General features: G+C 44.9%; 19 protein-coding genes. 4 read left to right on the forward strand and 15 right to left on the reverse strand.

Translation table 11 applies throughout. From position 1 onward, the window contains the following. Window positions 1-18 precede the first annotated feature (18 nt). From pfkA to dnaE, 5 genes are all read right to left on the reverse strand, one after another. Entirely contained in the window at window positions 19-978 is a 960-nt protein-coding gene (gene pfkA / locus V6D41_RS03635; RefSeq protein WP_087992425.1) for a 6-phosphofructokinase, read from the reverse strand. Between the two features lie 183 nt (window positions 979-1161). Beyond that, a complete protein-coding gene (gene accA, locus V6D41_RS03640; RefSeq protein WP_148962324.1) occupies window positions 1162-2139 on the reverse strand; it encodes an acetyl-CoA carboxylase carboxyl transferase subunit alpha in 978 nt (325 codons plus the stop codon). After that, the gene (gene accD, locus V6D41_RS03645; protein ID WP_087992427.1) at window positions 2130-2996 is read right to left on the reverse strand and encodes an acetyl-CoA carboxylase, carboxyltransferase subunit beta; all 867 of its coding nucleotides are present in this window, start codon (window positions 2994-2996) and stop codon (window positions 2130-2132) included. The genes accA and accD overlap by 10 nt, the downstream gene beginning before the upstream one ends. A 332-nt stretch (window positions 2997-3328) precedes the next feature. Further along, window positions 3329-4561, reverse strand: a complete 1233-nt coding sequence (gene maeB, locus V6D41_RS03650; RefSeq protein ID WP_333517306.1) for an NADP-dependent malic enzyme — start codon at window positions 4559-4561, stop codon at window positions 3329-3331. 135 nt (window positions 4562-4696) lie between these two features. Then, complete coding sequence (gene dnaE / locus V6D41_RS03655; RefSeq protein WP_333517307.1) at window positions 4697-8044, reverse strand: DNA polymerase III subunit alpha; 3348 nt, start codon at window positions 8042-8044, stop codon at window positions 4697-4699. 139 nt (window positions 8045-8183) lie between these two features. Here dnaE and ytrH point away from each other — a divergent pair, with 139 nt between their 5' ends. The 3 genes from ytrH (at window position 8184) to V6D41_RS03670 (ending at window position 9320) form a co-directional block, all read left to right on the forward strand. Next, window positions 8184-8525: a sporulation membrane protein YtrH gene (gene ytrH, locus V6D41_RS03660; RefSeq protein ID WP_024122464.1), complete on the forward strand. Its 342-nt coding sequence runs from the start codon at window positions 8184-8186 to the stop codon at window positions 8523-8525. After that, a complete protein-coding gene (ytrI, locus tag V6D41_RS03665) occupies window positions 8522-9025 on the forward strand; it encodes a sporulation membrane protein YtrI (protein WP_333517308.1) in 504 nt (167 codons plus the stop codon). Before ytrH ends, ytrI begins: the two co-directional genes overlap by 4 nt. A gap of 103 nt (window positions 9026-9128) precedes the next feature. Next, window positions 9129-9320, forward strand: coding sequence for a hypothetical protein (locus tag V6D41_RS03670; RefSeq protein WP_087992431.1), 192 nt, complete (start codon window positions 9129-9131; stop codon window positions 9318-9320). Between the two features lie 17 nt (window positions 9321-9337). Here the strand turns inward: V6D41_RS03670 and nrnA are convergent, their stop codons facing one another. Then, on the reverse strand, window positions 9338-10279 hold the full coding sequence (gene nrnA, locus V6D41_RS03675; RefSeq protein WP_333517309.1) for a bifunctional oligoribonuclease/PAP phosphatase NrnA: 942 nt from the start codon (window positions 10277-10279) through the stop codon (window positions 9338-9340). Window positions 10280-10409: 130 nt separating this feature from the next. On the opposite strand from nrnA, the gene V6D41_RS03680 reads away from it, so the two are divergent. After that, entirely contained in the window at window positions 10410-10712 is a 303-nt protein-coding gene (locus V6D41_RS03680; protein WP_087992433.1) for a YtpI family protein, read from the forward strand. A gap of 18 nt (window positions 10713-10730) precedes the next feature. Here the strand turns inward: V6D41_RS03680 and V6D41_RS03685 are convergent, their stop codons facing one another. The 9 genes from V6D41_RS03685 to V6D41_RS03725 all read right to left on the reverse strand — a co-directional run bounded on the left by V6D41_RS03685 (window position 10731) and on the right by V6D41_RS03725 (window position 19886). Then, entirely contained in the window at window positions 10731-12050 is a 1320-nt protein-coding gene (locus tag V6D41_RS03685) for a CBS domain-containing protein (protein WP_148962328.1), read from the reverse strand. A 119-nt stretch (window positions 12051-12169) separates the two neighbouring features. Continuing rightward, window positions 12170-12853: a metal-dependent hydrolase gene (locus tag V6D41_RS03690; RefSeq protein ID WP_333517310.1), complete on the reverse strand. Its 684-nt coding sequence runs from the start codon at window positions 12851-12853 to the stop codon at window positions 12170-12172. Between the two features lie 61 nt (window positions 12854-12914). Continuing rightward, a complete protein-coding gene (locus V6D41_RS03695; RefSeq protein ID WP_333517311.1) occupies window positions 12915-13682 on the reverse strand; it encodes an SDR family oxidoreductase in 768 nt (255 codons plus the stop codon). A gap of 126 nt (window positions 13683-13808) precedes the next feature. Then, window positions 13809-13940, reverse strand: a complete 132-nt coding sequence (locus tag V6D41_RS03700; RefSeq protein WP_333517312.1) for a hypothetical protein — start codon at window positions 13938-13940, stop codon at window positions 13809-13811. A 64-nt stretch (window positions 13941-14004) separates the two neighbouring features. Next, on the reverse strand, window positions 14005-15390 hold the full coding sequence (gene argH, locus V6D41_RS03705) for an argininosuccinate lyase (RefSeq protein WP_333517313.1): 1386 nt from the start codon (window positions 15388-15390) through the stop codon (window positions 14005-14007). Continuing rightward, window positions 15387-16598: an argininosuccinate synthase gene (locus tag V6D41_RS03710; RefSeq protein WP_148962333.1), complete on the reverse strand. Its 1212-nt coding sequence runs from the start codon at window positions 16596-16598 to the stop codon at window positions 15387-15389. The genes argH and V6D41_RS03710 overlap by 4 nt, the downstream gene beginning before the upstream one ends. Before the next feature lie 170 nt (window positions 16599-16768). Further along, on the reverse strand, window positions 16769-17281 hold the full coding sequence (locus V6D41_RS03715) for a MogA/MoaB family molybdenum cofactor biosynthesis protein (protein ID WP_333517314.1): 513 nt from the start codon (window positions 17279-17281) through the stop codon (window positions 16769-16771). An 83-nt stretch (window positions 17282-17364) separates the two neighbouring features. Further along, window positions 17365-18552 carry an acetate kinase gene (locus tag V6D41_RS03720; protein WP_333517315.1) on the reverse strand — a complete coding sequence of 396 codons (1188 nt, stop codon included), beginning with the start codon at window positions 18550-18552 and terminating at the stop codon, window positions 17365-17367. 347 nt (window positions 18553-18899) lie between these two features. Further along, a complete protein-coding gene (locus V6D41_RS03725; RefSeq protein ID WP_333517316.1) occupies window positions 18900-19886 on the reverse strand; it encodes a class I SAM-dependent methyltransferase in 987 nt (328 codons plus the stop codon). Between the last annotated feature and the right edge of the window lie 57 nt (window positions 19887-19943).

Below are 19943 nucleotides of genomic sequence, written 5' to 3' on the forward strand. Positions count from 1 at the left end.
TCAGCCTTCAGCTGCACATTAAATAGACAGTTCTTTTGAAAGCTGATACATGTTTTGCTCTACTGTGTGTTTTGTATTCAGTATTTCTATAATATCATGGTCTACAAGCTTATTGTTTTGTATACCCACACAGCGTCCGCCTTTTCCTTCAAGCAGCAGTTCAACTGCATATGCGCCAAGACGGCTTGCCAGCACGCGGTCAGCAGCGCTCGGAGAACCTCCGCGCTGAATATGGCCCAATACAGATACCCTAGTTTCAAGATTTGTTTCTTCTTCAATGCGTTTTCCGAATTCAACACCGCTGCCTACACCTTCGGCAACAATAATAATACTGTGCTTCTTGCCGCGTTCGTGGCCACGTTTTAAGCGGCCAATGATTTCGTGCATGTCGTAGTCTGCCTCAGGGATTAGGATTGATTCCGCGCCCCCTGCAAGGCCGGCCCACAATGCGATATCACCGGCATGGCGGCCCATTACTTCAATCACATATGTACGTTCATGAGAGGTCGCTGTATCGCGGATCTTATCAATTGCGTCAATTACTGTATTTAAAGCTGTATCGAAACCGATTGTAAAATCAGTACCCGGAATGTCATTATCAATTGTACCCGGTACACCTACACATGGAAACCCGTGTTCCGTTAATTTTTTCGCACCCATATAGGAACCGTCTCCGCCGATGACAACAAGACCTTCAATACCAAGCTTCTTCAAGTTCTCTATCCCTTTTTCACGGCCTTCAACCGTTTTGAATTCAGGACATCTTGCCGTATAAAGCTTTGTTCCTCCGCGATGTATAATATCGCCTACAGATCCGAGTTCAAGCTTTTCAATCTTTCCGCCGATCAATCCTGAGTATCCGTTGTAAATGCCGTAAACTTCAACGTCATGATAAATCGCTTTTCTGACTACTGCGCGAACTGCTGCGTTCATTCCCGGGGAATCCCCGCCGCTCGTTAATACCCCTATACGTTTCATTCTCCATTCACCTCAGCAACATATATGATTAAACATAACATGATCATTGCCCTAAAAACAATGAAAAGGGATCTCCATCCTCCCTATGAAACCTTACCTATTATACAATTAAATAAATTGTTTTTAAATAAAATTTAAAGAATGTCACAAAAAATAAACGTGAGCCAAAGGCTTCACGTTTATTTAGTTTACCCCGATATATTGGTCTTCATTCGAGACTTTGCCAATTGCTTTATATTTTTCATAGCGTTGCTGAACTAATTCTTCTTCATCCAGCTTCAGCAACGTTTTTAGCGATTGCTTAAGGGTTTCGTCCATATAGCTTGCCTGCAGCTTAACATCGTGGTGCGCTCCGCCTTTTACTTCTTTTATCATATGATCTATAATACCTAATTCTTTTAAATCCGGCGCAGTGATTTTCATTGTTTCTGCTGCTTTTTTAGCAAGACTGGAGTCCTTCCATAAAAGTGCCGCGGCACCTTCCGGAGAAATAACAGAATAAGTAGAGTTTTCCAGCATATGCAAGTGGTTGCCAACACCGAGACCAAGGGCTCCGCCGCTTCCGCCTTCACCGATGACGATGCAGATAACAGGCACTCGAAGGCCGGCCATCTCAAAGAGATTTTTGGCAATGGCTTCGCTTTGTCCTCTTTCTTCCGCTGCTCGTCCAGGGTATGCTCCCTTCGTATCAATAAAACAAATAATCGGTCTGTTGAATTTGTCAGCCTGCTTCATGAGACGAAGCGCTTTTCGGTAGCCTTCAGGATGCGGCATCCCAAAATTGCGGACAAGGTTTTCCTTCGTGTCTTTACCGCGCTGATGCCCGATTACCGTTACAGGAAGGCCATGGAACTTCGCAATGCCGCCGACAATGGCTTCATCGTCTCCGTAAGCTCTGTCTCCGTGACATTCAAAAAAGTCGGTAAACAGGTGTTCAATATAATCAAGCGTTGTCGGACGGTCCGGCAGACGCGCGATTTGAACACGGTCCCAAGGCTTCAGATTTTTGTAGATTTCATCCTGAAGCTTAGCGAGACGGTCTTCGAGCCGTTCAATTTCCGCACTCAGATCCATATCTGAATCCTGGGTGAATTTTTTCAATTCAGCGATTTTCGTTTGCAGTTCAATCACCGGTTTTTCAAATTCTAATCTTACAGCCACTCAAAGTCACCTCCCGCTTGATGCATATCCAGCAGATTTTCTAACGTTTGTTTCATGTCTTGGCGGTGAATAACCGCATCAAGCTGTCCATGTTTTAATAAAAACTCTGCCGTTTGGAAGTCCTCAGGCAATTTTTCACCTATTGTCTGTTCAATAATCCGTCTTCCTGCAAAACCGATCAGCGCGCCAGGCTCAGCGAAATTATAATCGCCGAGTGAAGCAAAGCTAGCCGATACGCCTCCGGTAGTCGGATGGGTCATAATTGAAATAATGAGGCCCTGTTCTTCACTGAACAGTTTTAAGGCAGAGCTTGTCTTAGCCATTTGCATCAAACTTAATACGCCTTCCTGCATTCTCGCACCGCCTGAAGCCGTAAAAATAATAAACGGAACTTTATCAGCTTTTGCTTTTTCAATCGCAAGCGTGATTTTTTCACCGACGACTGAACCCATGCTGCCCATTCTGAATGAAGAATCCATGACGGCGACAACAGCCGGGTATCCGCCAATGGCGCCCTTGCCCGTCACAACAGCCTCGTTTAAGGATGTTTTCTCGCGGTCTTTTTCAAGCTTTTCCAGATATCCCGGGAAACCTAGCGGGTTTTCTGATAACATTCCCTGGTTAAATTCCTCAAAGGATTGTTCATCCATCAAGCTTTCGACACGCTGTTTTGCGTTCATCGGGAAATGATAATCGCAGTTCATGCATACCCGCATATTTTTATCCAACTCTTTAGTGAGCATGATTTTTTTACACTTAGGACATTTTGTCATAATGCCTTCCGGAACGTCGTGCTTCGCTTGCTCAGACGGTACGGAAGCATACTTTTTCTTTTTCGTGAATATATCCTTTAACACATGATTACCTCCCTTTTGTGAAGGGTTCTCTTCACCGCATGTCATCAAACAGATAGACTTGCTAATAACTTTACCGAAACTATTGTACTTTTTTTGTCAAACGCTGTCATCCTCAATTCGACAACTTTTTATTCAATGACGCAGTCGGGACGACTCGTATGAGATCAGATAAGACGTTGAACTGACAAGGTTGGTAACGCATTCAAAAATAATGTTAAACCCGGATGAAATTTTTTTAAGTCCAGCCCCTAAAAAAATTTCAGCCGCCAGTTTAACTTGAGAACAGCGCGCCGGTATCGTCCAACGCGCTGCCATTTTTGAATGAATTAAAATTATTCACCAATAATCGTAAGTTTTCTCGTTTTTTCAGCAACTTCCTCAGGTTCAACAGTGATTCTTGCGACACCTGTTTCCATCGCCGCTTTAGCGACAGCCTTCGCAACAGCAGGTGCAACACGTTTATCAAACGGGGCAGGGATAACGTAGTCTGCGCTAAGCTCATCTTCTGAAACCAATGATGCAATAGCTTCAACAGCTGCGATTTTCATTTGTTCGTTAATGTGAGTGGCGCGAACGTCAAGCGCTCCGCGGAAAATACCAGGGAATGCAAGAACATTGTTTACTTGGTTCGGGAAGTCAGAACGGCCCGTTCCAATAACGCTTGCGCCAGCTTCACGCGCATCTTCCGGCATAATTTCCGGATTGGGATTTGCCATCGCAAAGATAATCGGATCTTTTGCCATGCTTTGCACCATTTCTTTTGTTAACGCTCCTGCTACAGATACGCCGATAAATACGTCAGCATCAGCGATGACATCTTTCAGAGAACCGTCTTTGCGGTCTTGGTTTGTGAATTTCGCCACTTCGTTTTTGACATCGTTCATGCCTTCCGGACGCCCTTCATAAATCGCTCCTTTTGAATCGCACATCACGATGTCACGTACGCCGTAATGGTGAAGGAGCTTGATAATCGCAATACCAGCCGCACCGGCGCCATTTGCGACAACTTTAATGGATGACATTGATTTTCCAGACAGTTTCAGCGCGTTTACAAGACCTGCTACCGTTACAATGGCAGTACCGTGCTGATCATCATGGAAAACCGGGATGTTTGTTTCCTTTTTAAGGCGCTCTTCAATAATAAAGCAGTTTGGCGCTGCGATATCTTCAAGGTTGACACCGCCAAATGTTGGTTCAAGCAATTTAACAGTTTCAACGATCTTATCAACATCGTTTGTGTTTAAAGCAATCGGGAACGCGTCTACGCCTGCAAAGCTTTTGAATAGAACAGCTTTCCCTTCCATAACAGGAAGCGCGGCTTCAGGGCCGATATTTCCAAGGCCAAGAACAGCTGTACCGTCAGTCACAACTGCTACCATGTTCCCCTTCATTGTATAATCATATACTTTGTTAATGTCTTCATGAATATCCTTACACGGTTCTGCAACACCTGGAGAATACGCAAGGCTTAAATCTTTCGCGTTTCTGACTTCTACTTTCGATTTAGACTCCAGTTTCCCCTGATTGACTTTATGCAGGTGTAATGCTTCTTCTCTTAATGACATTCTCCTAAACACTCCTTATGGATATTTTTGATTCGTATACTGGTGCGTTGATTGCTGCATTCTGCGGAGTTAATCTATCTAAATATTTAAACAGGATGACATAATTGCTCCAATTGTATAACAAAAAATGCATCGTTACCACTGTTTTAAAACGACGTTTTTTTGACCCAACAGCTCTTTTAAGCGATATAACACCTGGTAATCCGCATTGATATGAAACGACTCAGGAAGCTTAATCGTCTGTTTTTGCTTTTCATAATAAAGATAAACACCTGTTTCCCCTTTATGCTCCAGCAAAATGCGCTTAATTTTTGCCAGGATCTCCTGGCTGTGCTGACTGCTTTCTATTTTTATATACACCGATGGCGCATTTTCCGCATCCATATTTTCTAATAATTCTGCCCGGGACATGATGAACTGGACCTTATCCTGCCTTACTTCACATTTGCCTGCTGTGAATAAAAGAGCGCCTTCTCTTAAAACGGGAGAAAGCTGTCTGAATTGTTCAGGGAAAACAACGGCTTCTATTTCACCGGTTTCATCACTGAGCGTTAAAAACGCCATGTTTTGACCTGTTTTCGTCCGAATCGTTTTGATCTTCGACAGCAGGACTCCGAGAGAAAGCGGCCTTTTGACCGTCTGCTGGGCCTGCAGAATGGTCGCTGCTCCGTGTACAGCCAGCTGTTTTCGGAAGGCAGAGAGCGGATGATTTGAAAAATAAATGCCGAGCGTTTCTTTTTCGAACGCAAGTAAATCCACAAGCGGAAGCTCCTCTGTCTCCACATACTTCGGCTTAATCGAAAACGATTCATCTAAAAACAATCCCATTTGGTCATCGTCCGCGGCGAATAGCTCTGCATGTTCCAAAGCAACGTCAATGGATGCGAGCAGCGTCGCCCGGTTTTGGCCGAATTCGTCCATCGCACCAGAAAAAATAAGTGCTTCAAGCATTTTGCGATTTACGTTTTTTGACGGCACGCGAAAGCAGAAATCGAAAAGATCTTCAAATGGTTTCTCTTTTCTCGCTTTATATATATCTTTGACTGCTGAGACGCCTACACTTTTTATCGCGCGGAGGCTGTATCTGACAGATCCGTCTTCAACTCTAAACGGAAAGCTGCTTTTGTTCACTGACGGAGGAAGGATACGAATCCCGCTCCCCTTTGCTTCGTAAAGATATTGAGCTATTTTATCCTCATTGCCAATGACGCTTGTCAGCAATCCGCACATAAAATATAACGGATAATGAGCTTTCAAATACGCAAGCTGGCAGCCGATCATGCTGTATGCCACCGCGTGGCTTCGGTTAAAGCCATAGTTTGCGAATTTGACGATTAAATCGTAGACTTCAGTTGCAGTGTCTACAGAATACTCCTTTTTTAAGCACCCTTCAACAAAATGGCTTCGCTCTCTATCCAGGATTTCTTTTTTCTTTTTGCTGACCGCCCGTCTCAGCAGGTCCGCTTCTCCTAAAGAAAACCCTGCCATACGGGAAGCTATCATCATAATTTGTTCCTGATACACAATGACGCCATATGTATCTTCCAAGATGCTCCTTAAATCTTCATGGGGATAGTGAACAGGCGCCTGGCCGTGTTTACGGTCGATAAATAACGGAATATTTTCCATTGGACCAGGCCGGTACAGCGCATTGACCGCCACAATATCCTCCAGGCCTGAAGGCTTAAGCCGCTTCAGGACGCTTCTCATCCCTGTAGATTCAAGCTGAAAAATCCCTGTTGTATCCCCTTTCGACAGCAAGGAGAACGTTTTGTCATCCCTGTAGGAAATATTCGAAAGATCTATTTTGATGTTTTCTTCTTTTTCAATCATTGAAGTGATGGACTCAATGAGCGTCAGGTTGCGTAAGCCTAAGAAATCCATTTTTAAAAGACCCAAGTCTTCAAGATGATCCATCGCGTATTGCGTCAAATATATCCCTTCATGCCCTTCCTGAAGCGGAACAACATCTGTTAACGATTCTTCACTCAGGACAACGCCGGCTGCATGGGTCGAGGTATGCCTTGGCAGCCCTTCTATTTTTCGGGCAATTGTAAAGACTTGCTGAAGCAGACTTGACTCCCGAAGCCGCTTATTCAGCTCCGGCGATTGCTGTCTCGCTTCATCCAGCGTCAAGCCCGGCCTTGAAGGAATGAGTTTTGCAACCTGGTCTGCTTCCTTCGGGCTGACACCGAATACTCTGCCGACATCCCGAAGCGCCGCTTTTGCCGCAAGTGTTCCAAAGGTGATAATCTGCGCGACGTGCATCGCACCGTATTTCTGCTGAACATATTGAATAACTTCATCCCTTCTTGTATCCGGAAAGTCAATATCAATATCCGGCATACTGATACGTTCTGGGTTTAAAAAGCGTTCAAACAGCAGGTGATGTTTAATCGGGTCAACATCTGTGATATACAGGACATAAGCCACAAGAGATCCTGCCGCAGAACCTCTTCCCGGTCCTGTAACGATCCCTTTTTCATGGGCGTGCTTCATAAAATCCCATACGATAAGAAAGTAATCGCTGAACTTCATCCGTTTGATGACATCAAGCTCATATTGAAGACGGCGGAGGTATTGTTCATCAGGCGTGCCAAAGCGGCTGCGAAGACCCGCCATACAGATGTCCGTTAAATAATCGTCAGCGGACATTCCGTCTGGAGTTGGGAAGGACGGGAGACGGGTCTGTCCGAGGCTGACGTCAACTCGGCATTGTTCCGCGATCTCAACAGAAGCTTGCAGTGCTTCGGGATGCTCTTGATAAATGCTTTGCATTTCTTCGATGGGTTTCAAATCGAGATCAGGCAGATTTTCGACGGGGGCATCCGTCAGTTTTTCACCTGCTTTAATCGCTTTCAGACAACGGTAGGCAGCCTTATCTTCTTTCCTTATGTAATGCACATCACCTGTCGCCGTAACAGGGATACCTGTTTCTTCAGACAGCAGCAGAATCTGCTCAGATAAGACCTGATTCTCTTTAAAAGGCTGATAGGAAAAATAAAAGGCCCCCTCTCCGAATATAGACTGAAATTCAAGTGCTGCTTGAGCGGCCTGTTCAAACAGCCCTCCTTCAAGCAGCGTTTCAATATATCCTTTGTCGCCGGGCGTTATCGCGATAATGCCTTCCCGATAACTGTAAAGCCATTTCGGCTTTAGCCCGCCTTTTGATTTCGATTGCAGGACACTGCTGATTTTCAGCAGGTTTTGATAGCCTGTATTTGATTTGGCCAGCAGGACGAGCGGATAGGCTTCAAGCTCGTTATCGTCTGTAAAAACAGAAGCCGTCAAACCGATTATCGGGTTGATTCCTCTCGCCTTGCATGCTTTATAAAATTGAATAGCTCCGTACATGACATGATCATCTGTCAGCGCCAAAGACGCATATCCGAGCCTGTCAGCTTCCCTGACGAGCTCTTCCACAGCCGCGGCGCTGTTTAGCAGGCTGTACCCGCTATGCACTTGCAGGTGAACAAAAGACATGCTATCACCTCTTTCTCATTACGATCCATTTCTTTCTTCATTATAAGGCGGGTTTTCAAAAGAAACAAATGTTCTTTTTTGACTCGCCATCATACTTGTCCTGAAAGCTCAATATGATATAAAAGGTGAGGTGATCAAGATGGATCAGGAAGCTGGTTTTATGGTAAATTTCATCAACAGTTATTTTATCGCATTAGGGGTGCTGATCGGGGGCGCACTCATCGGAGGGCTCGGAGCATATTTGGCAGGCGAAGCCCCGCTTACGGTCATTACAAAGCTTGCAAACAGATTAAAAATATGGGCGCTGGTCGCCGCTATCGGCGGTACATTCGATGCGGTATACAGCTTTGAACGAGGCATTCTTGAAGGCAATACGAGAGATTTATTCAAGCAGATTCTTCTCATTATCTCGGCTATGGGCGGGGCGCAAAGCGGCTGGCTTATTATTTCATGGCTGACCCAGGAGCATATTTCTTCATGAGGGTGCCACAGCATTACAAAAAACCGGGGTGGCAGCGTTTTTTTGCGGGAATGATGTGCGGAGCTGTGATCAGCTGGTTCTTTTTCCTGTTTACTTACGGTACATTCCAAGAGGAACAGGTCAGCCTCATTGAAAAACAAAAAGAGCATGTCAAAGACTTAAACAATCAAATTTCAATCTATCAGGAAGACCTCCATAAACTGAACGAAGATAATAAAAGAAAACTGCTGATCCAAAGCGTCAGCGTTAAATTACAGAATGGGGATAAATATAAAATATCACAGCCGGATAAAACGAAATTCGAGGAGCATGTAAAGGATAATATTTCAGAGGTGATTACAAAAGACATAGAGAGCGTCTATCAAACAAAGGATCTTTTAAAACGGACAATCGAAAATAAAGTCTATATGATCAATGAAAAAAAATACGAGGCAACCGTCAAAGAATTAATTATTTATACGAGACTGACAGTAGAACTAAAAATATCATTTGCGGCGTAATTATGGATTTTTTTTAAATTCTCTAAACTTCTGTCGCTTTTTCCCATTCTTTTTTATAAACTATATGTGAGAGGCTTAATGGCAAAAGGAAGGAGGAAGGGAAATGGAGGTTTACAGTGACCGTCAGTTAGCAAAAGATCAAGCAGCCCGGCTCAGACAAGGTTTTTCTGCATATGCCGAAACAAACTCACTCGCTTCCCTCATAAAAAAAGAACTTCAATTTCACAATCTCCAAGTCTACGAGGACCTTACTGATTTCGGCTGCTGGTTCATCCCCGTCACAGATGAACACTAAGAGAGAGGGTCTCCCCTCTACTTGTGTTCTTTACATAGTGTTTCCAGATCAGCTAAAATCCGATCAGCTTCATCCCAGTTGTAGATAGAGGCGCCTGAAGCAAGCGGATGGCCTCCGCCGTTATATTTCCGGGCAAGTCCGTTAATGACAGGACCCTTCGAACGGAATCTGACTCTGATTTGATCATCTTCTTCTACGAAAAACACCCAAGCGCGAATACCTGAGATATTGCCGAGCGTCCCGACAAGCTGTGACGCTTCAGAAGCCGTGGTGCCGAACTTTTCAAGCGTATCCTTTTTGATGAAAACAGAAGCGGCGCCGTTTTCGGACAATGACACATTTTGAAAGATAAAGCCGTTAAGCTTCACCACATTCAGTTTTGTTTCATACAATTGATTAAACAACTGTGAGGAAGAGAATGGATACTGAATGAGCTCGCCTGCATATTTTAATGTTTTTTCCGTTGTATTCGGAAATAAGAAGCGTCCGGTATCTCCGACTATGCCGGCATAGATCAGCTCTGCCGCTTTCGTATTCAGCTTCCAGCCGTGCTCTTTTCCTTCTAAATACAGCTCGTAAATCATTTCACTTACTGAGCTGGCGCTTGTATCGACCCAGAGAAGGTCACCGTATGGATCTTCGTTCGGATGATGGTCGATTTTCATCAGTTTGGCACCTGAAGGATAACGCTGATCGTCGACTCTTTCCTGATTTGCCGTATCGCAGACAATGACCAGTGCGCCTTCATATGTTTCATTGTCCACCTCATCAAGGGAATATAGGAAAGAGAGGGACGGTTCAGGCGTACCGACCGCGAAAATATTTTTTTCTGGATACGTTTCACGCAGGATTTCCGTAAGCCCGCACTGAGATCCATAGGCATCCGGATCAGGACGCACATGTCTATGTAAGATAATCGTGTCATATAATGATATGGTTCTGATTAATTCTGTTTTCATTTGATACTCCTTTATTGTTTTTATTCATTAAATCACATTCTCTGCCGACGGAAAAGAAAAATAACGTCAAAACCAAGCCCGTTTTTGTATAGAATGGGTTTGTAAACTTTTACGATGGAGGATTTCATTTATGCTGGTTCTTGTTTTTTTGATTGGGCTTTCAGCCTGCTTTTATGTGTACTATAAAGTAAAAGGCGTACGGACAAAGCAAGCTTTGGAAAAAGAAATCTGTTCGGCAAAATCAAGCATGGCCTTAGGGTCACTGGTCCTGTTCTACGGGCTCAACCAAATGATATTATTCCATTCAGTATTAACGTTAGTAATCGGCGGTATCTTTATCGTCATAGGAGCAGGAAGCGCTTGGGCAGGTTATAAGGCCTACAGGCATTACAATCCCCTTCACGCCAAAGAAGCTGAAAGAGATCACGCGTAAGGGGCGCCTGAACGTCCCTTAGCTTCTTTCCATCAGCTGAACCATCAGCATCGCTTTAGACACGATATGGCCTTGGCTGTGCACTTCAACTTCCATTTTCCCAAACTTTCTGCCGGCCTCCAAAATGCGCGGTTTGACTTCGATGACCGATTCCATCTGCACAGGCTTCAAAAAGAAAATGGTGATGCTTTCTATTACGAGTTCACCGCGTTTTTTCGAGCGCAAAAACCGGTTTGCCGCTTGCGTCAAAATGGTCGTAAACACACCATAAGAAATTGTTCCGAGCTGGTTTGTCATCTGCGGCGTGACTTCATACTCGTAAACCGTTTGACCCTCTTTATCATCATCCTCATCTTTAAATCCCCTTGAAACGATATCATCAAGCTTTTCCCCGACCTGCGGCTGCTTTTGAATCATTTGAAGGGCTTTTAACACGTCTTGGCGGCTGATCATGCCGATCAGTTTTTGGTGGCCGTCAGTAACGGGAAGCACTTCAATCCCTTCCCATACCATCATTTGCGCCGCCGAGGCGACAGATGTTTTCCCAATAACCGTGACGGGATTTTTTGTCATGACCTTTTCGATGGATGCGTTTCGCTCATGGCCGGCAATATCTTTCGATGTCAAGATGCCGTGGATTTTCATCTGATCGTCGACAACTGGGAACCGGCCGTGTCCCGTTTCAAAGTTTTTCTCATACCATTTTTCAAGTTTATCCTTAGGCGAAAGATATACCGTACGGTCAGCTGGCGTTAGAATGTCCTCCACCAGAACGATTTCTTTTTTGATCAGCTGGTCATAAATCGCCCGGTTAATCATTGCGGCTACTGTAAAGGTGTCATAGCTCGTGGATAAAATCGGCAGCTCAAGCTCATCTGCCAGCTGTACAATACTGTCATCCGTGTTGAAGCCCCCGGTCACCAATACAGCCGCGCCCGCTTCAAGCGCCTGTCTGTGCGCGTTGATTCTGTTTCCGACAATCAGAAGATTCCCCGCTGCGGTGTATCGCATCATCGCGTCCAGCTCCATCGCGCCGATGACAAATTTATTTAATGTCTTATGGAGTCCGGCCCGGCCCCCGAGCACCTGTCCGTCTATGACATTTACAACCTCTGCATAGGTAAGCTTTTCAATATTCTCTTTTTTCTTTTGCTCAATCCTGATTGTGCCCACACGTTCAATCGTGCTGACAAACCCTTTATTCTCTGCTTCCTTGATCGCTCTGTATGCGGTCCCTTCGCTTACTTTCATTTCCTTTGCAATTCTTCGCACAGAAATTTTTTCACCGACAGGGAGTGAATCAATATACGTTAAAATTTGTTCATGCTTCGTTGCCAAGCCTTTCACCTCTAAGGACAGTCTTCTGCTTTTATTATAAGGGCTCGGAGGATTTGTACGCAATGAGCGGGAAAAATAAAAAAACATCTCCTGATGAATCAGGAGATGTTTTCAGCCGATTAAAGCTCGATCGTCTCACCGACCGCCATGACTTTACCGACTCCGCCCGGCAGGCTGTCAGCGAATGCCTCAGGGTCTTGTTCGATGACCGGGAATGTATTGTAATGAACCGGCACGACCTGTTTTGCCCGCAGCCATTCAGCGGCAAGCTTGGCGTCTTCAGGCCCCATCGTAAAGTTATCGCCAATCGGCAGGAAGGCAAGGTCAATATGATTCAATTCGCCAATCAGCTTCATATCAGAGAAAAGAGCCGTATCGCCCGCGTGGAAAATCGTTTTATCTTCCACAGTCAGCAAAATACCGGCTGGCATGCCTGTGTAAGTGATCGTTTTGTTTTCTTCATCTGTGATGGCTGATCCGTGAAAAGCCTGTGTGAGCTTCACTTTTCCAAAATCGAACTGGCGGGATCCGCCGATGTGCATTGGATGAACATTCAAGCCTTTCCAGCCTAAGTACACGGCGAGCTCGTTCGGAGCTACAACCAGCGCGTTGTTTTGCTTGGCAATTTGTTCTGTGTCGCCGACATGATCATTGTGTCCGTGCGTCAATAAGATGACGTCTGCTTTTACATCCTCCGGCTTTAGATCCGTTAACGAATTCCCTGTCAAAAACGGGTCAAATATCATATGATGATCCTTCGTTTCCACTGTGATAACAGAATGTCCGTGATATGTCACTTTCATTTCTTTCACCTCGTCACATTATGTTGATTTTATATTTTCCCTTTTCAAGAAACTGAAAAACTTATGTCGATTGATTCTTATTAATGACATTGAGGCCTCCGGTGGCTTCAATGACAGTCCCTGTCACAAGGTCTGAGTTCCCTTCACACAAGAAAGCGATAATCCGGGCGATATCCTCGCCTGTGCCCGATCTTCCTATCGGCGTTTTTTCTTTGCCAATTCGCTTTCTGGCTTCCTCTATTGACGCTTCCTTCATATCGCCCACAATATCTCCCGGGCAAACCATGTTGGCGGTTATGCCGAATTCGGCTTCTTCAATGGCAATGGTCTTCGTCAAAGAAGCCAAACCCACTTTCGCAGCGCCAAATGCCGATCGGTGAAGCCAGCCTGGCGCGTGCGCCGCACCTTGAAATCCGTACGTGATGATGCGTCCGAACTGCTGTTGTCTCATGGTCGGAATAACCGCTTTGAATAAATGAAAGACGGCGCTTAAATTCCCTTCCAGCATACCGTACCATTCATTATCAGTATAATCGGCTAACTTTTTACGTTCAAATATGTATGGTCCCGCGTTGTTAATCAAAAAGTCGATCCTTCCGAAGCGGTTTAAGGCAGCCTCTGCAATACGGCGCAGATCTTCTTTTTTGGTGACATCACCTTTTACAAATTGCAGCCGGTCAAGAAAATCAGGACAGGCTTCCTTCAGGCGGCTGACAGCCTCCTCATCCCGCCTGTAATTGACTGTTACTGAATACCCCTTTGCAAGCAACGTCTCAGTCACTTTGCGGCCTAAACCCTTCGAACCGGCAGTAATTAAAGCATGTCGCACATGAATACCTCCCAAAGCAACGTCGCCGCTTTCAATAAAGTGTTTCTTCTTCTACTTTACTATAAAAGGCCTTCAATATCACTTTTTACACTTTGACATACAAAAAAAGCTGCCTGTACAGACAGCTTATTTCTCAGAAGATGAAGGCTCTTGATCAGACATATCCACATAACCGCTTTGATATGCTTCTGAAATGAGCCTTGTTGTCTCCTGACTTTCTTGATCATCATAAATATAGCGTTCCGGTTCTTTTTTCATCATCCTGCCTCCCATCATTATAGAAGTAGGTTGGCTATAATGACGGGATTTTATGAAGGAAATTTTAACAAACGCCTGCTGCCACGCAAGCTTTCGCTTTTTCAAGCGCCTGCTCTACCTGTTTGAACCCGGTGCCTCCGGCGCTCATTCTTTTTTCTACTGCGTGATAGGGGTCTAACACAGTGTAAATATCTTCTTCAAAGAGCGGGCTCGCCTGCTGAAAATCGCAAAACGGCATATTGCTTAAATAGATCCCTTTTTCGATGCATGTGTACACAAGTTTCCCAACCACTTCATGCGCCTCTCTGAACGGCATTCCTTTTTTCGCTAAATAATCGGCCAGTTCTGTCGCATTTGAAAAGTCTTGTTTTGTCGCTTGCTTCATATTCTCTTTGTTTACAGTCATTGTTTCGATCATGCCAGTGAAGATTTGCAGGCTGCCCTCGACCGTTTTCACCGTGTCAAACATGCCTTCTTTGTCTTCCTGTAGGTCTTTGTTGTAAGCGAGCGGAAGGCCTTTCATGATCGTAAACAGCCCCATCATATCGCCGTATACGCGTCCCGTTTTGCCGCGGATCAGCTCTGCCATATCAGGGTTTTTCTTTTGCGGCATCATGCTGCTTCCCGTTGCGTACGTATCGTCAAGCTCGATGAATTTAAACTCCTGAGAGCACCAGAGAATGATCTCTTCAGAGAAACGGGATAGGTGCATCATCAGCGTACTGCTGTTGCTTAAAAACTCCAAAATAAAATCTCTATCGCTGACGCCGTCCAGGCTGTTTTCATAGATGGAATCAAAACCCAGCAGTTCTGCTGAATAGTCACGGTCGATTGGGAAGGTTGTTCCCGCGAGCGCTCCGCAGCCAAGCGGAGATTTGTTAATCCGCTTCATTGAATCCTGAAAGCGCTCCTTATCGCGCTCCAGCATCCAGAAATACGCAAGCAAATGGTGAGCTAATGAAATCGGCTGGGCGCGCTGCAAATGTGTGTAGCCCGGCAGAATCGTTTCAACATTCGCTTCCGCCTTTTCGATCAGCGCGTTTTGGAACGCCTCAATCAGCTCAATGATGTGATCGACATGATTTTTCAAATATAAATGCATGTCAGTCGCCACCTGATCATTCCGGCTTCTTCCGGTATGCAGCTTGCCGCCGAGAGGGCCGATTTCGTCAATAAGCATTTTCTCAATGTTTAAATGAATGTCCTCATAATCGACTGAGAATTTCAATGCCCCCTCCTCTGCTTTTTGCAGAAGGGTATTTAGTCCCTCACGGATTTTCAGCTCTTCTTCCGCTGTAAGGATACCGCATTTTTTCAGCATGGCAGCATGTGCGAGAGACCCTGTAATGTCTTCAGTCACTAAATTTTGGTCAAATGATATGGACGCGCCGAACTCGTCGACCCATTTTTCCGGTGTTTTTTGGAATCGGCCTCCCCAAAGCTTTTTCATGCTTTCATCTGCTCCTTCTTTTTCACGATGCTGTTCACTTTTGTCGGAAGTCCCCAAAGCTCGATAAACCCGATTGCCGCATGGTGATCAAACGCATCGTCTTTTGTATATGTTGCAAGTTTTTCATCATATAGAGAGTATTCTGATTTGCGTCCTTCTACAATCGCATGGCCTTTAAACAGCTTGACGCGGACAATGCCTGTGACATGCTGTTGCGTTTCTTTTAAGAAAGCGTGCAGCGCGTCTTTTAACGGAGAAAACCATAAGCCGTTGTAAATGATTTCTGACATTTTTTGCTCGATGATCGGTTTAAAGTGGGCTACCTCTTTTACCAGCGTCAAATCTTCCAATTCTTTATGCGCTTTGATCAGTGTCATTGCACCTGGGCATTCGTATACTTCACGGGATTTAATGCCGACAAGGCGGTTTTCCACGTGGTCGATACGTCCGACACCGTGAGCGCCTGCCATTTCATTCAGCTTCAAAATCAGTTCAGAAAGCGAGTAGGCTACGCCGTCAATGGATACAGGCACGCCTTGCTCAAACGCAATTTCAATCACTTCCGGCGTGTCCGGCGTTTTTTCCAGCGGAGCTGTTAGATCGTATGCACCTTCAGGCGGAGCCGCCCATGGATCTTCTAAAATGCCGCACTCGTTTGCGCGTCCCCATAGGTTTTGGTCGATAGAATACGGGCTGTCAAGATTGATCGGAATCGGAATGCCGCGGCTTGCAGCATATTCAATTTCTTCTTCACGTGACCATTGCCATTCCCGAACCGGCGCGATGACTTCGAGATCAGGATTTAATGATTTAATAGAGACCTCGAAACGAACCTGGTCATTCCCTTTCCCTGTGCATCCGTGCGCAATCGCCTGTGCATCTTCTTTTTCAGCGATCTCAACCAGTTTTTTCGCAATCAGCGGTCGAGATAATGCGGAAACGAGCGGATATTTTCCTTCATACATCGTATGAGCCTGCAAAGAGATAAGCGCGTAGTCCTGTGCGAATTCTTCTTTTGCATCGATCACGTAGGAGTTTGTCGCGCCTACTTCCAGCGCTTTCTGCTGAACAAATGCCAAATCCTTGCCTTCACCGACGTCCAGGCAGCAGGCGATCACATTATACCCTTGCTCCTGAAGCCATTTTATTGCAACGGAGGTATCAAGGCCTCCTGAGTATGCTAATACAACTTTTTTCTGTTCTGACATGATAAAAATCCCCTCTCAGCCATGTTTCGTTTTTGTATAAAAATAAATTATATTTAATAAAAATACATTTTGTATGTATACACTTTAACAAGTACTTTTCGTTTTTTCAAGCCTTTTATTAAAAAAACTTCACCTGAATTTCCAGATGAAGTTTCTTAGTATTTATTCATTTACTTGTCTTTTCTGATTTCTCTGACGACATGTGCAAGTTCGGGAATAATCAGCTTATTCATTGCCAGCTTTACCGCGCCGCTTGAGCCTGGTGTTGAGAAAACAGCTGTATGCTGGATAACGCCGGCAGTTGCTCTCGACAGGATTGCGGCTGAGCCGATATCCTCTGTATAGCTCAGCATTCTGAATATTTCTCCAAAGCCGGGCAGTTCTTTTGAAAACAGTGGCGAAATGGCTTCAATGGTGACGTCCCGATTTGCTATGCCCGTCCCTCCGTTTAAGAGTACCGCGTCTGTCTGTTCATCCATGCAGCTGGTAAGGACAGCCCGCTGCAAAGCATCCTTTTCATCTTTTACAATTTCATATGCAGAAATGTGATGACCGGCTTCTTCTAAAAATGAGATCATCAGCTTGCCGCTTTTATCCGTTTCTTCCGTCCTCGTGTCACTGACTGTGATCACTTTGCACCGAACAATATCAGGCGCTTCTTGTCTATGCTCTTGAACGCTCATCGGCTCACCTCTTTTGTTTTTTCTGTCATTATCATGCATGAACAAAAAAGCACATTCAAGTGAATGTGCTTTTTAAAAACGATTTATTTTGCTAAACGAGTAACGTCGCGCGCAATCATGACTTCTTCATCAGTCGGAATGATCATGACTTTTACTGGAGAATGCGGATAGCTAATGAAAGCTTCCTCGCCGCGTACGTTATTAAGCGCAGTATCCCAGTAAACGCCCATGAATTCTAAGCCGCGAAGAACGCGCTCTCTGACTTCCACACTGTTTTCACCGATACCGGCAGTAAAGATGATCGCATCCACACCGCTCATTCTTGCAGCGTAAGAACCAATGTATTTGTGGATTCTGCTCGCGAAGACTTCAAGGGCCGTTTCCGCACGGTCATTTCCTTCTTTCGTTGCTTCAACGATGTCACGAAGATCGCTTGAGAAACCGGAGATGCCGAGCAGTCCGCTTTTTTTGTTTAATGTATTCAGTACTTCGTCAGCTGTCTGGCCTGTTTTCTCCATGATGTATGGGATCAGGGCAGGGTCGATGTTTCCAGAGCGTGTTCCCATTGCCACACCGGCAAGCGGCGTAAAGCCCATAGATGTATCAATTGATTTTCCGCCTTCAACAGCAGCAATACTAGCGCCGTTTCCAAGGTGGCAAGAAATCAGGCGTAAGTCTTTTAACGGACGGCCAAGAAGCTCTGCTGCACGCTCAGTCACATATTTATGTGAAGTGCCGTGGAAACCGTATTTACGGATGCCGAATTTTTCATAGTATTCATAAGGCAGGCTGTACAGGTAAGACTGTTCAGGCATAGTTTGGTGGAATGCCGTATCAAAAACAGCAACCGCAGGAACATTTGGAAGCACTTCTTTGAACGCTTTAATTCCAACGATATTCGCCGGGTTGTGAAGCGGTGCCAATTCAGAAATATCTTCAATTTCCTGAATGGTTTCATCACTTAATAAGACAGAATCGCTGAATTTTTCTCCGCCGTGCACGACACGGTGGCCGATTCCGTCAATTTCATTCAAATCTTTAATAATGCCGAATTCCGTTAGCTTATTCAGCAGCATTTTAACCGCTACCGCATGATCCGGAATATCAGTTACTTCTGTATTTTTTTCGCCGTTTACAGATATCGTAAATACGCTGTCGGCGATACCAATTCGTTCAACTAAACCCTTCGTTAAAACCGTTTCTGAAGGCATTTCGAAAAGCTGAAATTTCAAAGACGAGCTTCCTGCGTTAATTGCAATAATTTTGGACATGATTGACGCTCCTTTATACTCTGTATCAACAACTTCTTTTTTTCGTACTTTTTTCCCGGTGAATATCATCTTCTTCTCCGAAAAATATCTGACTTTTCCATTTAAACATTGTCATGTCGGCATTTCAAGTCAACTTGTATATTGATAACGCTTACAGTGAGAAGTCGTTATTTTCAGACATATCACCTATAGGTTTTGAATTGACAAACGCTTACATATTGCGGTTTTCCCTTCTATATTTTGTGTTTCAAAGCTTGATTCAATTCGCCCGTCCGGTCATCAAGTGCCACAATAAAAACAGCTTAGGCATCCATCGTATGACGGCCGCCTAAGCTGCTATTCGACATCTATTTTTCTTTTCCAACCCACGCATCTATTTGGGCCATCATATCAAGCATCGCCTTCTGATTGGAGAAAGACGGAAGATTCGCAAGCAGAATTTGCCCCGGCGTTTTCGTCCCCTCTCCTTTTTTCTGGAGCACAAGGATGCTTTTGGCATGAGCCTCTTCTTTAAAAATAGATTTTGGCAGCTGCAAAAGGGCGTTGATATGAACCTTTTCTTTAAAAAACTGTTTCAGCTTGTCGCTTTGGGAGCTCTCAAACAAATGATTCGGGATCATAAAAAATAAATAGCCGCCCGGTTTGGTATGTTTGAGGCTCTGTTCTATAAACAGATGATGTGCGAAGGAATGGCCTTCGTCCGCTTTGAGCTCAAACGCTTCTGCTCCTTCGTCATTCGGATAATAGCCGACCGGCAGATCGCATATGACCGTGTCAACAGGATCGATAAACAGCGGCTCAAGGCTGTCCTGATGGAACAGCTCAAGCTCTTTTTTCAAAAGGTTCGCTTGGGCATACGCGATCTTCAGCAGTACGTCATCAATTTCAATGCCAAAGCTATTCGCCGTTTTTTCAGACAGCTGGTTCAGCACGGTGAACAGAAGGTTTCCCGTTCCGACAGCCGGATCAAGGACCGTAAGTTCCTTTTGGCCCGCCATAAACTTATTCACCAAATAACTGATGAAAAGCCCGATCGTGTCCGGCGTCATCTGTCTGTTCGGATGAGAGATATCTTTCAGGCCTTTCAGGACAGACAGCTGAAAAGCTTTGCGCACCCACTCGTGCTCATATGTGCCGAATTCTGCTTTTTCAAGCAGAGCCTGAAGCTGTTCGGTTTTCTCATCAGACAGTTTCAGCTGATCCGTTTTTTCAAGAAAATACATTTCTCCCGCTTCAGCCAGCGCCTCTATATATGAAATTTGCAATTCATTCTTTATGATGATCGCGGCTTCGTCTAACAGCTCGTACACCGCGCCCACATGGTCTTTTTGCATATGTGTTCCTCCTTGCCATAAAAAAAGCTCCGGCGGCAGCCTGGAGCTTCTTCCCTG

Source organism: Bacillus sp. 0102A, assembly GCF_036765155.1.
Classification (GTDB): Bacteria; Bacillota; Bacilli; order Bacillales; family Bacillaceae; genus Bacillus; species Bacillus subtilis_G.